General features: G+C 44.8%; 15 protein-coding genes. 10 read left to right on the forward strand and 5 right to left on the reverse strand.

Annotated elements, in window-relative coordinates:
* Positions 1–293: 293 nt before the first annotated feature.
* Positions 294–1,193 (reverse strand): DMT family transporter, encoded by a 900-nt coding sequence (locus tag AC23P2_RS04450; RefSeq protein ID WP_487772082.1) that lies wholly within the window; start codon positions 1,191–1,193, stop codon positions 294–296.
* 69 nt (positions 1,194–1,262) lie between these two features.
* Here AC23P2_RS04450 and AC23P2_RS04455 point away from each other — a divergent pair, with 69 nt between their 5' ends.
* The 4 genes from AC23P2_RS04455 to AC23P2_RS04470 all read left to right on the forward strand — a co-directional run bounded on the left by AC23P2_RS04455 (position 1,263) and on the right by AC23P2_RS04470 (position 3,992).
* Positions 1,263–2,444: a thiolase family protein gene (locus AC23P2_RS04455; RefSeq protein ID WP_487772083.1), complete on the forward strand. Its 1,182-nt coding sequence runs from the start codon at positions 1,263–1,265 to the stop codon at positions 2,442–2,444.
* Between the two features lie 70 nt (positions 2,445–2,514).
* On the forward strand, positions 2,515–2,931 hold the full coding sequence (gene parS, locus AC23P2_RS04460) for a type II RES/Xre toxin-antitoxin system antitoxin (RefSeq protein ID WP_487772084.1): 417 nt from the start codon (positions 2,515–2,517) through the stop codon (positions 2,929–2,931).
* Complete coding sequence (locus AC23P2_RS04465; protein WP_487772085.1) at positions 2,932–3,405, forward strand: RES family NAD+ phosphorylase; 474 nt, start codon at positions 2,932–2,934, stop codon at positions 3,403–3,405.
* On the forward strand, positions 3,402–3,992 hold the full coding sequence (locus tag AC23P2_RS04470) for a pseudouridine synthase (RefSeq protein ID WP_487772086.1): 591 nt from the start codon (positions 3,402–3,404) through the stop codon (positions 3,990–3,992). The genes AC23P2_RS04465 and AC23P2_RS04470 overlap by 4 nt, the downstream gene beginning before the upstream one ends.
* Before the next feature lie 127 nt (positions 3,993–4,119).
* On the opposite strand, the gene AC23P2_RS04475 is transcribed toward AC23P2_RS04470, so the two are convergent.
* Positions 4,120–4,962, reverse strand: coding sequence for a universal stress protein (locus AC23P2_RS04475; RefSeq protein ID WP_487772087.1), 843 nt, complete (start codon positions 4,960–4,962; stop codon positions 4,120–4,122).
* Between the two features lie 200 nt (positions 4,963–5,162).
* On the opposite strand from AC23P2_RS04475, the gene AC23P2_RS04480 reads away from it, so the two are divergent.
* Complete coding sequence (locus tag AC23P2_RS04480) at positions 5,163–6,395, forward strand: ABC transporter permease (protein WP_487772088.1); 1,233 nt, start codon at positions 5,163–5,165, stop codon at positions 6,393–6,395.
* A gap of 130 nt (positions 6,396–6,525) precedes the next feature.
* Here AC23P2_RS04480 and murI read toward each other — a convergent pair whose 3' ends face one another.
* Entirely contained in the window at positions 6,526–7,350 is an 825-nt protein-coding gene (gene murI, locus AC23P2_RS04485) for a glutamate racemase (RefSeq protein WP_487772089.1), read from the reverse strand.
* Between the two features lie 7 nt (positions 7,351–7,357).
* The gene (locus tag AC23P2_RS04490; protein ID WP_487772090.1) at positions 7,358–9,763 is read right to left on the reverse strand and encodes an endonuclease MutS2; all 2,406 of its coding nucleotides are present in this window, start codon (positions 9,761–9,763) and stop codon (positions 7,358–7,360) included.
* A gap of 241 nt (positions 9,764–10,004) precedes the next feature.
* Here AC23P2_RS04490 and hisA point away from each other — a divergent pair, with 241 nt between their 5' ends.
* The 3 genes from hisA (at position 10,005) to AC23P2_RS04505 (ending at position 11,856) form a co-directional block, all read left to right on the forward strand.
* Positions 10,005–10,727 carry a 1-(5-phosphoribosyl)-5-[(5-phosphoribosylamino)methylideneamino]imidazole-4-carboxamide isomerase gene (gene hisA, locus AC23P2_RS04495; RefSeq protein WP_487772091.1) on the forward strand — a complete coding sequence of 241 codons (723 nt, stop codon included), beginning with the start codon at positions 10,005–10,007 and terminating at the stop codon, positions 10,725–10,727.
* Positions 10,728–11,042: 315 nt separating this feature from the next.
* Positions 11,043–11,642, forward strand: coding sequence for an RNA polymerase sigma factor (locus AC23P2_RS04500; protein WP_028525764.1), 600 nt, complete (start codon positions 11,043–11,045; stop codon positions 11,640–11,642).
* Entirely contained in the window at positions 11,617–11,856 is a 240-nt protein-coding gene (locus AC23P2_RS04505; protein WP_028525763.1) for a hypothetical protein, read from the forward strand. The genes AC23P2_RS04500 and AC23P2_RS04505 overlap by 26 nt, the downstream gene beginning before the upstream one ends.
* A gap of 21 nt (positions 11,857–11,877) precedes the next feature.
* Here AC23P2_RS04505 and AC23P2_RS04510 read toward each other — a convergent pair whose 3' ends face one another.
* Positions 11,878–12,603, reverse strand: coding sequence for a lysophospholipid acyltransferase family protein (locus AC23P2_RS04510; protein WP_487772092.1), 726 nt, complete (start codon positions 12,601–12,603; stop codon positions 11,878–11,880).
* Positions 12,604–12,673: 70 nt separating this feature from the next.
* Here AC23P2_RS04510 and AC23P2_RS04515 point away from each other — a divergent pair, with 70 nt between their 5' ends.
* Together AC23P2_RS04515 and AC23P2_RS04520 are read left to right on the forward strand one after the other, a co-directional pair.
* Positions 12,674–13,645 carry a zinc-dependent alcohol dehydrogenase family protein gene (locus AC23P2_RS04515; protein ID WP_487772093.1) on the forward strand — a complete coding sequence of 324 codons (972 nt, stop codon included), beginning with the start codon at positions 12,674–12,676 and terminating at the stop codon, positions 13,643–13,645.
* Between the two features lie 206 nt (positions 13,646–13,851).
* A complete protein-coding gene (locus AC23P2_RS04520) occupies positions 13,852–15,528 on the forward strand; it encodes an AMP-binding protein (protein ID WP_487772094.1) in 1,677 nt (558 codons plus the stop codon).
* Positions 15,529–15,589 lie beyond the last annotated feature (61 nt).

Genomic DNA, 15,589 nt, shown 5'->3' on the forward strand with positions numbered 1-15,589 from the left:
TATTTTTATTTGTGCTAAGGGTTGCTCACAAATCGAATGTCGAGGGCAGAGTGCAGAATGTCGAATTTTTATTTGTGCTGAGGGTTGCTCACAAATCGAATGTCGAGGGCAGAGTGCAGAATGTCCAATGCCGTATTTTTATTTGTGCTAAGGGTTGCTCACAAATCGAATGTCGAGGGCAGAGTGCAGAATGTCGAATTTTTATTTGTGTTGAGGGTTGCTCACAACCCGACTGTAATCGTCGAATAAAAAATGCTCCTCATTCGACATTCTGCACTCGCCCCTCGACATTCCTATTTATTGCCTTTCCAACCAATCAAAAAAACGCCCAATAACACCAGCAACGTTCCGACAATTTGTAAGGCCGAAATTTGTTCTCCCAAAACGACTGTTGCCACAAAAATGGTAAAAACAGGGCCAATACTAGCAATGATGGAGGCATTGCCTGAGCCTATTCGTTTGATTCCCTCCGTCAAAGCGAATGAAGGCAACACCGTAATAAACAGCGCCATTACCAGCCCAATCCAATAAACTTCCGACGGGTAATGACCTATGTGTAGCCCATTTTCCACAAAACAATGGATAATCGTCGGTACGGTAGCGGCTATCATGGCGTAGGCCGTGAATTTTTGGGCACCGATTTGGGAAATAATCTTATCACTTCCCACCAAATAGACTGCATACACCAACCCACTGATAATCACCCAAAAAGAACCCCAAAACAAATCTTTTTGCTGGGATGAATCTACGTTTTGGGCAAACGCCAGCACGATACCCGTATAAGTCAGCGCCACCGCTCCTATTTGAAGTTTGGTAACCGCCTTTTTCCGAAAAAAAGCATTGATTAACAGCACAAACGTTGGATAAATAAACAATAAAATGCGCTCCAAGCTCGCTGTAATGTAATGGAAAGCCAAAAAGTTGAAATAGCTCGCAAAATAGTAGCCCGTAATCCCCATCGAAACCACCCACAGCCATTGCTTGGGTGTAAAACGAACGTTGTCTTTTTGGGAAGAAAGCCGCCAAGCGATGAGTCCATAAAAAGGAACAGAAAGCCCCATGCGCAGTGTTAAAAGTGAAATCGCATCAATGTCATGACGAAAGGCTAACTTGATAAAAACGCCTTTCATAGCAAAACAAAAAGCAGCAAAGAATACAAAAAAGGCACCAAGCCAGTAATACGGTCGAGTCATATTGAACAAACCGAAAAACCTTTACCTTTGGTTCTTTATATCTTAAACCTATTTATTTTCATTATCGACATGCAATCGGTTTATATAGTATCCACGGCCCGCACTCCCATCGGAAGTTTTGGGGGTTCTTTGTCAACGGTTTCGGCTACGCAATTAGGAGCGGCCGCCATCCGTGGGGCACTTACCAAAGCCAACATAGACCCCAACTTGGTTCAAGCGGTATATATGGGCAATGTCGTTTCGGCCAATCTCGGCCAAGCGCCTGCGCGCCAAGCAGCTATCTTTTCAGGACTTAGCAAAAACGCTACTTGCACGACCGTCAACAAAGTGTGTGCTTCGGGCATGAAAGCCATAATGATGGCCGCCCAAGACATTATGCTCGGTGATGCCGATGTAGTGGTTGCGGGAGGAATGGAGAACATGTCTCAAATTCCGTTTTACCTCGACAAAGCCCGTTTTGGTGGCTATGGCTACGGCAACGGAACTTTCATCGACGGCCTTGCCAAAGACGGCCTTACCGATGTCTATGGCGGCATGGCCATGGGCGTATGCGCCGATGCGACGGCCAGCAAGTACGGTTTCAGTCGCGAAGAACAAGATGCGTTTGCCATTGCATCTTACCAACGAAGTGCCGCTGCTTGGAGCGAGGGGAGTTTTCAGCAAGAAGTCGTTCCCGTTCAAATTCCGCAGAAAAAAGGCGACCCTATTACGTTTGGTCAAGACGAAGAATATAAAAATGTAAAGTTTGACAAAATCCCGTCGTTGCGGGCTGCTTTTACCAAAGAGGGCACCGTGACTGCGGCCAATGCTTCAACCATCAACGACGGAGCGGCGGCAACGATTTTGATGAGCGAAGCCAAGGTGAAAGAACTTGGGATTACTCCCTTAGCCCGCATCGTATCATTTGCAGATGCCGAGCATGAGCCCGAATGGTTCACCACCGCCCCTACTGTTGCCGCACCGAAAGCCCTAAAAAAAGCGGGGTTAAGCGTCAGTGATATCGACTTTTTTGAAGTAAACGAAGCGTTTTCGGTCGTGACGATGGCCTTTATGAAAGAAATGGGCATTTCGCACCAACAAACCAACGTGTTTGGCGGAGCAGTATCATTAGGCCACCCACTTGGCTGCTCGGGAGCGCGTATCGTTGTCACGCTTCAAAACGTACTCACGCAAAAAGGAGGCAAATACGGCCTCGCTGCTATTTGTAACGGCGGAGGTGGCGCTTCGGCCATGATTATTGAGAAGGTTTAAAAGCTCATTGGAGTTCTCAGGAACAAAAGTGTGCCAAATTGCAGTTATATTTGTGTCAAATAACAAAGGCATGATTACACAACCTAAACAATCGTCTTTTCTGTTGTTGACCTTCGATGACCCTTTTTTACTCATCGAAAAAACGCGAGAAGGTCTTACAAAAAACGACGCCGATGCGTTGGCCAATGTCTATGAACTTAATGACCGTGAAATGGCCCGAATTTTAAACCTGTCAGAACGTACTTACCATCGCTACAAAGAAGACGCCCGTCTTGATGCCAGCGCCTCTGATCGGTTATTGCAACTAAAAAAAATTCTTCAATACGGAGAAACAGTTTTTGAGAGCCGAGATAAGTTTCAGCGCTGGCTACGACGCCCTTTGCGAACGATGAATGGGGAAGCCCCGATTCAGCTATTGGCCACAATCACGGGTCTAAACGTAGTAGAAACTGCCCTAGGCCGTATTGAGTACGGCGTTTATATTTAGATGATGCACGTTTTTCGCCTTCAAAAAGCCAAGTTTTCTTCGGCCGAGAATATCCTTTCTGGCTACGGAGCCGAATTGTTTGGAGGGCGTTGGAACAGTATCGGGAATGCCCTAATTTATACTTCAGCAACCCCCGAACTGGCTTTGCTAGAAACCCTGGTTCATCTCGAAGAATTTTATTTTGATGAACTCCCCGCACACGTGTTGGCGACCATTGAAGTTCCAGAAAGTGCAATCATCCGAGTCGAAGTAGCAGAGTTACCCAACGGTTGGAATAGCATTTATACTTCCCCTACTACGCAACAATTTACTAACGACTGGTTTAAACAGCAATCTTCGTTGGTCATGGCCATTCCGTCGGTGATTGTACCTATGTCATTCAATTACCTCATCAATCCGAACCACCCAAGGATGAAAGAAATAAAGGTGGTGGAAAGTGTTCCCTTTTCGTTCGATAGCCGTTTTTTTAAATGAAACACCGTTACTTCCTGATTTATAAGCCCTACGGAATGATGTCGCAGTTCTCGAAGGAAGGCAACAAAACGACGTTGGCCGATTTACCCTTTGATTTTCCGAAGGACATATACCCCGTTGGTCGCCTCGATGCTGATAGCGAGGGGCTTCTCCTTTTGACCAACGACACTTTTCTGAACAACCGTCTTCTCAACCCTAAGTTTAAGCACCAACGCACTTATTTTGTGCAAGTGGATGGGCAAATTTCGGACGAAGCTTGTCGTAAACTTCAAACGGGCGTAACGATTTCAATTGATGGAAAACCCCACGCGACCTTGCCCGCTAAAGTGCAACAACTGGTCAATGAACCGCTTTTGCCCGAACGTAATCCCCCCGTACGATTTCGCCAAAATATCCCAACGAGCTGGGTAGCCCTCACGCTTCACGAAGGAAAAAACCGCCAAGTACGCCGCATGACCGCCGCCGTGGGTTATCCCACGTTGCGGTTGGTACGTTGGTCGATTGAGGATGTCAAATTGGGTTCACTTCAACCCTCAGAAGTAAAAGAAGTAGAAAAAGAGTGGCTTTTTAAAAAATTACGGTGCTGAGGGATGCTTACATCCCGAAAAAAAGGTTTCTCAAAACCTTGTGACACTCGGTTTTAAGAAACCTCGTTGGTGGTTTTGAGAAACCACCAGCACACTCATTTTGAGAAACCACCAGCACTACATTCTTCTATCGAATACTAATGCTAAGTACAGGAATATCCGAGTGATTTACGGTATCTTCCGTGATACTTCCCATGAACATGTGGGCGAGTCCGCGACGTTGGTGCGTAGCCATCACAATCAAATCGGCTTTTTGTTGGTGCGCAAAATCTAAAATTGCTTCTTCTTCATTAAAAACGTCCGCATCCGACACAAACAATGTTGCTTTTCCTAGCGCCGTTGCTTTCAACAGTTCATTTTTACGCGCCTCAATCGCTGCGTTATCTTTCAAATGACTGGGATTGTTGAGGTACAAAAGCGTAATTTCCCCGTGAAAAATATCTTGTAATTCGGCCAAAGCACTGAATGCTCCTTTTTGGTCTTCTTTCAAGGTTGTGGGGAACACAATTTTACTGAACGACGTCACCGCTTTAGGCAAGGCCAACACAGGGCATGGAGCACGACGAATTACTTTTTCGGTATTTGAACCAATAAAAAACTCTTCCATACCCGAAGCACCGCGCGTTCCCATCACAATCAAGTCAATGGCGTGGTCTTTCACCACTTCTTCAATCACGCTGACCATAGGGCCACCAATCACGGCTGTTTCTATTTTTACCCGTGCAAACTTATCGTTATCTGCTATCTCAGCGAGGGTCTTTTTCAAACTTTCATTCACCATATCAAGGTACTCATCCTCAATGGCTTTGTCGTACAGATAGTACTCAGCCAACGGCGTAGCTGTGACCATTTTTTCGTTGGCGTGAAGCAACATAATCGAGGCGTTTGTTTTCAAAGCTATATCGGCAGCCACTTCGAGGGCGTTATTGGCAAAACCAGAAAAATCGGTTGGGACTAATATCTTTTTCATTGTGATAAGTGTTTATTGGTTTGAACTGATGGCTCAAGGTAGCTTTGTCGTCTTGCTTTAAGTATGATGAATATCACGCTAACTAACTGACTTACATCAACTAACATCGAGCACCAATAAAATATCGACGATGAATATCTTCTATCACCGCATCTATCCGTAACTTTGGTAACTCATTTTCTTTATCCGTTTATACACCGATGAACCTTTTCAAGATTAGCTGGGCCAATCTCAAAGACAAAAAGCTCAATAGTTTCCTGAGTGCCTTACTCATGACCCTCGGAATTGGTATCATTTCGTTGTTGTTACTTCTCAACAAACAACTTGACGAGCAATTTCGCCGTAACATCAAAGGTATCGACATGGTCGTAGGGGCTAAAGGTAGTCCTCTTCAGCTCATTTTATCGAGTATTTATCAAATCGACTCTCCTACGGGGAACATCTCGCTCAACGAAGCGCAAAAAATAATGCGCAACCCGCTGGTCAAAACGGCGATTCCGCTTTCGATGGGTGACAATTATCTATCGTTTCGTATCGTAGGAACCAGTGCCAAATACCCAAAACACTTTGAAGCAAAAGTGGCGGAAGGTCGCCTTTTTGAAAAATCAATGGAAGCAACCGTGGGAGCAAAAGCAGCACGGGTGGCAGGTTTAAAAGTGGGGGATGTATTTGCAGGAGGCCATGGGTTCGACAACATGGACGACGTACACGGCGACAAAAAATACAAGGTAGTGGGGGTTTTTGAAACCAACAATTCGGTGATTGACCAGTTAATTTTGACCGATATTTCGAGTGTTTGGGCCATTCACGAACATGCCGAAACGCCAGGCCAGGGTGCCAATGTAACCAATTTGCTCATGGGCGATTCTACCCAAACCGACGACCCAAGCCAAGAAATCACGAGCATGTTGATTAAATTTCGCAACCCGATGGGGATGGTTGCCTTGCCTCGTTTTATCAACGAAAATACCAAAATGCAGGCCGCTTCGGTCGCATTTGAAATCAATCGTTTGTTTTCAATGCTCGGTGTGGGAATCGACACTTTGCGCGCTATCGCCCTGATTATCATCTTAATTGCGGGCGTGAGTGTATTTATTTCGCTCTACAATTCATTGAAAGAACGTAAATATGAAATGGCCTTGATGCTTTCTATGGGTGCTACCCGCACCAAGCTTTTTGTGATGCTTTTGCTCGAAGGAATCATGCTTGGCGTAGCGGGATACGTAGCAGGTGTGCTGTTGAGTCGCGTAGGTTTATGGTTATTCAGCCGTGCCGCCGAGTCAGATTACCACTATTCTTTCTCTGACTTCAGCCTTCTTACCGAAGAAATTTGGTTGTTCGTTGGTGCTATTCTGATTGGTATTTTAGCCGCTGCGATTCCTTCCATTGGCATTTATAGAATCAATCTGTCACGTACGCTAGCAGAAGAATAGGTTAGAATTTCGAGTTCACTATTTATCAAGCTGCACAAAAAATCAAGACACCTTCGTCACTCATTACATTGTGAGGTAAAAATGAAACTATTTACCTCACAGTGTACCCATTCGTAATTCCTAATTTTTCCTATTTCCCCAAATCCAGGTGAAGGCTCTTCACTTCTTGCCCAAAAAACACCGCCGATTGACGGTCAAATGCCTCCGTTGAATCAGTTGTATAAAAGGTACGTCGCGAATTTTTAGCACATTTTGCTTCCATTTCAGGGTGGCGATAGAGATAGTCTGCTAAACTCGCTGCCACAATTTCTGCTTGGTTAACAATGCGAATATGAGCAGGCAAAAATTGACGTATCTTTTTGATTAACAAGGGATAATGCGTACATCCCAGCAAAACTGCATCTATGTTTGGTGCTTGGTCGAGCAAGTGTTCGATGTGTTTTTTGACAAAATAATCTGCACCGTCACTGTCAAATTCTCCATTTTCTATCAACGGCACCCACATAGGGCACGCTTCTTGGTGTACGTTCGCTTTTGGGAAAAACTTCTCTATTTCAACCAAATACGACTCCGAAGCAACCGTTCCTGCGGTGGCAAAAATACCGATGTGCTGACTCTCCGTAAACGTCCCTATTACTTCGGTCGTTGGACGAATGACGCCTAATACGCGTTTGTCGGGCGCAATGTGTGGTAAATCCAATTGTTGGATGTTGCGTAACGCTTTGGCGGAGGCCGTATTACAGGCCAAAACCACCAAGTGGCATCCCTTGGAAAACAATGCTTCTACGCACTCCAAAGTGTAATGATAAACTGTATCAAACGAGCGCGTGCCGTAAGGAGCACGCGCGTTATCTCCCAAATACAAATAATCGTATTGCGGTAATTGCTTGACCAATTCTTTTAAAATTGTCAACCCTCCGTACCCCGAATCAAATACGCCAATTGGCCCCTGCATTGTCATGTTATTTCATCTGAACAATCGTCACTCCCGCTCCACCGCGATCAGGGTGTTCATCGGTCATTTTTCCTACTTGCTTAAACGTTTTGAGGTGGTTACGTACCAACTGACGCAGAATACCATCACCCTTTCCGTGAACAATCCGCAATTCGTCGTAGCCCAACATGATGGCGTTGTTGATAAGTTCATCAAGCTCAATCATCGCCTCTTCACCCCGTTTTCCTCGAATATCAAGGTTAAAACTAAAATTGAGCATTTTTTCATTCATGTCAATTCCTCCGAGGCGGATTCCTGCACTTTTTTCGCCCGTAGCTTCTTTAAACGCTTTTTTTGACACCTTTTCCAAACGGTTTAACTTCACGTTTGATTTTAAGTCGCCAATGCGAATTTCGGCATCTTTCCCTTTCATCGCCAACACCTCTCCTACCGTAGTTTGGCCTTTGATTCGGACAAAGCTACCAACGGCAATTTCTCCTTTTTCGGGCAAAAACTCCTCTTTTTCGGGTTCATTTACGGGTTGAAGCACGAGTTCTTTTTCCTCAAATTTCTCCAACTCTTGGCGGACCTGCTTGGTGGGTTCACGCTCGGCTTTGTTCTCCTTGATTTCCCGAATGGTATTCTCAATACGCTGATTAGTATCGGCCAACAACTGTTTCGCTTTTTGCTTGGCGTCGTTCAAAATTTTCTTTTGGTCGTTGTCCAATCGCAACTGCAATGCCGTCGTCTCGACCAATTGCTGGGCCAATTTCCGCTCCTTAATACCCACCTCAATATTTTTCTCCGAGAACACTTTTTTCTCAATTTCCAGTTCTTTAATCAACTTTTCAAAATTGACCTGCTGAGAACCTAATTTCCCTTTTGCCCGCTGCACTACAGCCTTTGGCAATCCAATTTTTGAGGCAATTTCAAAGGCAAACGAACTCCCTGGTTTTCCTATTTCGAGTTCGTAAAGTGGCTCCAAATGCTCCCCGTCGTAACGCATCGCACCATTGACCAATCCCTGCGTTTTATCGGCGTAGGTTTTGAGGTTGGTATAGTGGGTATTAATGACTCCGTACGCGCCTGATTTGGTCAAATCTTCTAGAATCGCTTCGGCAATCGCTCCCCCCAAACTTGGCTCCGTTCCTGTTCCAAACTCGTCAATCAAAAACAAGGTTTTCTTCTGACTAAAGTTCAAGAAGTACTTCATGTTGGTAAGGTGACTACTGTACGTACTCAAGTCATTATCAAGACTTTGCTCATCCCCAATATCAATAAACAAGTTTTGAAAAAGTCCTATTTTAGAATCCTCTCGCATGGGCACCAACAGCCCACATTGGAACATATACTGCACCAAACCAATGGTCTTGAGCGAGACGGATTTACCACCTGCGTTGGGGCCAGAAACGACCAAAATCCGCTGTTGCTGCGACAATTGAATGGTCAACGGCACCACCTTTCGGCCTTGTTGTTGGAAAGACAAATACAACAACGGGTGCCGCGCTTGCCGCCAATCAATCATAGGTTGATTCACAAACGTAGGCTGCGAAGCATCTAGTAGCGAAGCTAGTTTAGCCTTGGCACGGATGAAATCAACCATCCCCAAAAACTGATACGCCCGCTGCAAATCGCTCAAGTGCGGACGAATTTGGTTGGCCAACTGAATCAAAATACGATTCACTTCGCGGCGTTCGGCATATTCCAACTCACGAATCTCGTTATTAGCATCTAGTACTTCGGCTGGCTCCATAAAGAGCGTTTGCCCCGTCGCTGATTCGTCGTGGACAAAACCTTTTAATTTGCGCTTATGCTCGGCCGAAATCGGAATCACCATGCGGCCGTTACGAACCGTAAACGACACGTCATCGTTGACCCAACCGCTATTTTTGGCGTGTTTGAGGATAGATTCCAATTTTTTACGCACCGTCGCCGCCTCCGAAATCAGCCGTCGCCGAATATCCGCTAACTCAGGCGAAGCATTGTCGCGTACCAAACCACGGTCATCAATAATGCGGTCGATGGAATCACTGACCGATTTCTCCACCTTCACATTGCCTGCCAACTCGCGCAGAAACGGGAAGCGGTCATCTTCTTGGTCGGCCAAAAATTTCAGCACCTGACGAATCGTACGAAGCGATAGTTTCAGGTCGTAAAACTCCTCCAACGAGAGCAACATACCTTCGATACGAATTTTTTCGAGGGCAGACGTCACGTCCAAGTAATTTTGGGCAGGAAACTCGCCCGAGGTTTCTTCCATAATCGCCTTCATTTCAGCGGTTTGGCGGGTGAGTTTATCAATGACGGCAAAGTTGTCCGAAAAGCGAATTTTCTGCACAAATGCCTGCCCAAGTGGGCTCAAGCAAAGCTCTCTCAGGTGCTCGCGGATTCGGTCAAAGCCTAATTTTTGTTCTATATCTTGAGGGTATAACATCTTTATTTTATCATGCAGATACTCGCCTATGCGGCTTACCCATTATAATAAAGCGGTGCCAGTCGCGGGTATCTAAATCCAACTATCAATACGTAATCTTCAGCGAAAAGTTCCTACAAAGGTAGGTTCTAAAATGCTTAAATCATTTTTTACCTATCTTTGTTGTGCCTAAAACACAGAAATACGGAAGCAATTACCCTTTTGCTTAATTACTGATTATCCATTACCCACTACCAAACACATGTTTCATATCATTCCTGCCATAGATCTTATCGAGGGCAAGTGCGTCCGCCTCACACAAGGCGATTACGGTCAAAAAACCATTTACAACGAAAACCCACTCGAAGTTGCCAAACAATTTGAAGATGCGGGCCTTACTCGCCTACACTTAGTGGACTTGGACGGTGCCAAAGCAAAAAAAGTCATCAACTGGAAAGTATTGGAGCGAATCGCCACCCAAACTCAGCTTCACATCGACTTTGGCGGTGGAGTACAATCTGACGATGACCTCCGCATTGTTTTCGATTCGGGAGCAAAGCAGGTAACAGGCGGTAGCATCGCCGTAAAAAATCCCGACTTATTTGAAACGTGGCTTAACCAACACGGCGGCGAAAAAATGATTTTAGGGGCCGATGCCCGCAACGAACGAGTAGCAGTCAGCGGTTGGGAGGAAGGCACGGGTTTATGGGTATATGATTTTGTGCAACAATGGGTAGAAAAAGGAGCCAAATACACCATCAGTACCGACGTCGCCAAAGATGGGTTACTTCAAGGCCCTTCCTTTGATTTGTACAAAAACCTTCAAGAGCATTGCCCTGAGCTGAATATCATTGCCAGCGGTGGTGTAAGCAATATTGGCGACATTGAGCGTTTGGCCGAAATGAAACTTTTTGGCGTCATTGTCGGCAAAGCAATTTATGAAGGAAGGGTGACGCTGTCCGAATTAACACGCTGGGTAGCTTAGTCTAAAAACCACTTGCTTCTACTTAGAAGAAATACGGTGTTTAGAGATTAAAAAAATTAAAATTTAAACACCTATCCTATTTTTTCTTTGATTAGTGTAATACCGACATTTATTCTGACTTCTTCTGAATAGTCGAAATTAAATTTGGTGTTACGATTACACTTTAAAAAAAATTTGGCAAACGCTTGCACAATATTTTTTTTATCATTTATCTTTGGCACAAGAATAAGACGCAAAATAAATTTCTTCATTAAAATTAAAAGGGGGACATACTATCGAAACAACGCTTTACGTTAACTAATTGTACATAAAAAAATGGAAAAGTACCAAGTTAGCGACAGTGAGCTTGTTTCATTGTACATCCAAGGCAGCGAGAAAGCCTTCGAAAAACTTGTTCAGCGTCACAAGTCAAAGATTTACACCACTATTTATTTGATTGTTAAAGATCAGTACGTAGCTGAGGATTTGATGCAAGATAGCTTCGTTAAAGCTGTGGATACCATCAAGTCTGGTAAGTATAACGATGAGGGCAAGTTTTTGCCGTGGATATTGAGAATTGCTCACAATTTGGCTATTGACCATTTTCGGCGTGATAAACGTTACCCGGAAGTAGTGTTTGAAGATGGAAGCAGTGTGTTCAATACCTTAGACTTTTCGGAAGACTCAATCGAGTCGCTCCAAATTCGTCAAGAAACACATGAACACCTCCGCGAACTGATTCAACGGTTACCCGATCCTCAGCGTCAGGTGCTTATTATGCGCCATTACGAAGACATGAGTTTTCAGGAAATTGCCGATGCCACAGGAGTGAGTATCAACACGGCTTTGGGGAGAATGCGTTACGCGCTGATTAATTTGCGAAAGCAACTCAGCAACCGCGTTCCTATATATGATACAACTGTTTACCCCAGATGATGTAATTCGGTATGTTTACGAAGAAACCACCGAAGACGAAAATGTGCTCATAGAAGATGCCCTTATCGGGGATCAAGAGTTATTAGAATTTTATCTCGATGCCCTTGAGATGAAAAGTCTAATGAATAAAATTGAGCGGACGCCTTCAAACAGCGTAGTTTCAAACATTCTGGCGTATTCACAAAATTATAAGAGCAATCAATCGGTCGCCTAAAGCTTCGGTTGATTGCTTTTTTTATAGTTTGTGAGCGCCACGTAAGGCTCTATCAATGACCTCAAAGCAATTGTTTTTGAGCGTCATAACGTCTTCTTGTCCCAACCCAACTGTCACGAGTGGCTCGTGTACAATGGCTTTCATTGGATAACGAGATAGCCGAATGGGTGTCTCGTCAGGCAAGATTTTATAGTTGGTCAGTAAGGTGACAGGTACTACTGGCACTTGCTGCTGGATTGCCATCTTAAATGCCCCGTCCACAAACGAGTGCATCTGAGGTGGCTTTTTTGTTTTTATTCCCCCTTCTGGATAAATAACGATACTTCGCCCTTTTGCCAGTGTCTTTAGTGCTCGGCTCAACGACCCTACTCGGCTTTGGCTGTTTTCGCGGTTGACCTGAATGTGAAGTTTTTGAAACATATAGCCAAACAACGGAATATTTTTAACCCCGTGTTTACCCACGAAGGCAAAGTAGTTATCCAGAATCACCCCCATTACCGCAATGTCAAGGTACGAAAAGTGATTGGCACAAAACACGTATGCTTGCGCAGGGTCGGGACGAAATTGATACTCTATTTCAATTTTAATCCCCGCCAAGGGAAAAAACAGTTTACCCCATAGTCGGTTTAACCAATGGGCATACGGTTTCCACGCTTCCCGTTGAAGGCAGATAAACATAAAAGGGAACAGCAACAAAAAAATCAGCATCAGCCAGAAAACACACCAAACGGTATAGAGTAGCTTCATAAAAATAAATTGTCGAATATTGAACCGTAAAATTAGATTTTATTCTGTACCCATTAACCTAAAAACTCTTATGAAACGAGTCGTATTCCAACATTTTGGAAAACCTGCCGACATTCTTCACGTAGAAGAAGTAAACCCACTCACGCCTGGCCCTGACGAGGTACTGATTCGGGTATTGGCAAGCCCCATCAATCCTTCCGATATTATGTTTGTCCAAAACCTATACGGGATTCGGCCTCAGTTACCCTCTGGCGCAGGATTTGAGGGAGTTGGGGTGATTGAACAAGCAGGAACAAACGTAAAACTTAGCACTGGTACGCGCGTAAGTTTTACGGCCATAGGAGCATGGAGCGAATATGTTTTGACCAACTATCGAACGCTTATCCCTGTGCCCGAAGCCATGTCGGACGAGGTAGCTGCCCAACTTTTTGTTAACCCATTTACGGCCGTTGCGATGGTGGAAGAATCGGGGGTAAAAACGGGCGAATGGTTGATGATTACGGCCTGTGCTTCGGCTCTAGGCAAAATGGTGATTCAAATTTGTAAAATGAGAGGCATCAAAACGATTGGAACGGTACGCCGCAATGACCTCAACGAAGAATTAAAAGCCCTTGGGATTGACGAAATTATCAATACTGAAGAAGAAAACGTTCCGAAAAAAGTCCAGCAAATTACCAACCACGAAGGCGTACGCGCCGTGTTGGAGTGCGTCGGTGGGCATACCGCCAGCGAAGCCCTCAAGTGTATGGGCCGAGGGGGTATTATGCTCGTGTATGGGTTGATGAGTTTGCAAGACCCAAGCATTAATTTTGGACTAATGATTTTCCGCGAGCTGGTGGTCAAAGGTTTTTGGCTGACCGACTGGATGAAACGCACCGACGCCGCCACTCGCCACCGCGTTGCTGGGGAAGTGATTGAGTTGCTTGCCACGGGGAAAGTGCAGATGCCGATTGAAGCCGCTTATTCATTGGACGAGGTAGCCAAAGCCGTTACCCACGCCGAAGCGCATGGACGTTGGGGGAAAGTGTTGATCAAGCCTTAGTTCTTGTTACGAAGGAATTCTCGTGCATCCTTGCGTAGGTACGGGAATTTCTTCCATAGGTACGTGCTCCGCATTTTGATATACTATAATCCAATGTATTTTCCCCAGGTTTTCATTTTTAGGAAAAACGATTTTTATCAATACAAATCAATTTTTTAACAATATAATACTATTTTTGTTAAAATACCTAAATCAATTGACCCACGATGAAAGCCACCAATTCGCCAACGCAAGTAACTACCTTTGTTGATAATTTATACCATTGGGAAAAAGAACGTCCTCATCAGGTTTATCTTCGTCAGCCTTTTGGGGATAATTTCAGAGATTATACATGGCAAGAAGTCGGCGATCAAGTGCGGCGGCTCGCTGCCTACTTGCGCTCGCTCAACCTACCGCCTCAAAGCAATATCGGGCTGGTTTCCAAAAATTGTGCCGAATGGATTATTGCCGATTTGGCCATTATGATGACAGGCCACGTTTCCGTACCTTTTTATGCCACCCTTACCGCCGACCAGCTTCAGCAAGTGCTCACCCACAGTGGTTGTTCGGTTTTGTTTGTAGGTAAGCTCGACGATTGGTCAGGAATGAATAAAGGAGTTTCTTCTACTGTCAAATGTATATCGTTTCCCACTTATAATCCTGACCCTGAACACATTCAGTGGAATGATATTTTGGCCAACTACGCCCCTATTTCCGACAACCCCACGCCTCAACCTGATGAGTTGTTTTCAATCATTTATACTTCGGGGACTACTGGAAACCCCAAAGGAGTGATGGTGACGCACCGAGCTGTATCAGAGGCCGTTGGCAGAACCAAACACATTCTCCGCTACGACGTACCCAACCCGCGCTTTTTTTCTTACTTACCCCTCTGCCACATTGCTGAACGCAACATTGTCGAAGCGACCAGCCTTGGCACGGGCGGAACGGTTTATTTTGCCGAATCGCTTGATTCATTTGCCAAAAACTTAACAGCGGCAAGCCCAACCCATTTTTTGGCTGTACCCCGTATTTGGACCAAATTTCAGTTGGGTATTTTGGCCAAAATGCCGCAGAAAAAGCTAGAAATATTGCTCAAAATTCCAGTATTGAGCGGCATTGTCAAGAAAAAAATTAGGAAAGGGCTTGGGCTCAATGAAGCCCAGTTAGTCCTTACAGGCGCAGCACCGATGCCGATTTCCTTGATTCGTTGGTTTAGGCGTTTGGGAATTACCATTCAGGAAGCCTACGGGATGACCGAAAACTTAGGTGCAGTGTGCATGATGCCCCACGACAACCCCAAAGATGGTAGTGTGGGAAAAATTTACCCAGGCATGGAGGTCGTCATTGCGGAAGGTACGGGTGAAATTCTAACTCGTTCACCTTGGAATATGCTGGGTTATTACCGTGAACCATCACTCACGACTGATACCATTGATTCAGAAGGATGGATTCATACGGGCGATGTGGGCGAAGTCGATGAAGATGGATACCTCAAAATAACGGGTCGGGTCAAAGAAATGTATAAAACCTCGAAAGGAGAATATGTGGCACCATCACAGATTGAATTTGGCTTTGCCGACAACAAAATGATTGAGCAAATTTGTGTTGTAGGCCAAAACTTACCGCAGCCCATTGCCCTCGTTGTTTTATCAGAAATGGCCCAAAAATTTGACAAAGATACCATTAATCAAAGCCTCAATTCAACCCTTTCGGACCTCAATCCCCGCCTAAAAACATACGAAAGAGTACAAAAAATAGTCATCATAAAGGGCACTTGGACGGTCGATAATAATATGCTTACCCCCACAATGAAGACAAAAAGAAACGTTATTGAAAAAAATTATGCCTCAATGATGGAGCCTTGGTACGAAAACAAAGAAAGTATAATTTGGGAATCGTAAGAGAGTACTCTACTAAATGGCACGATTTTGGCTAAGTCTGAGATAGGCTTAGTCAACTTGT

This window comes from Runella sp. R0.1_18, assembly GCF_057652155.1.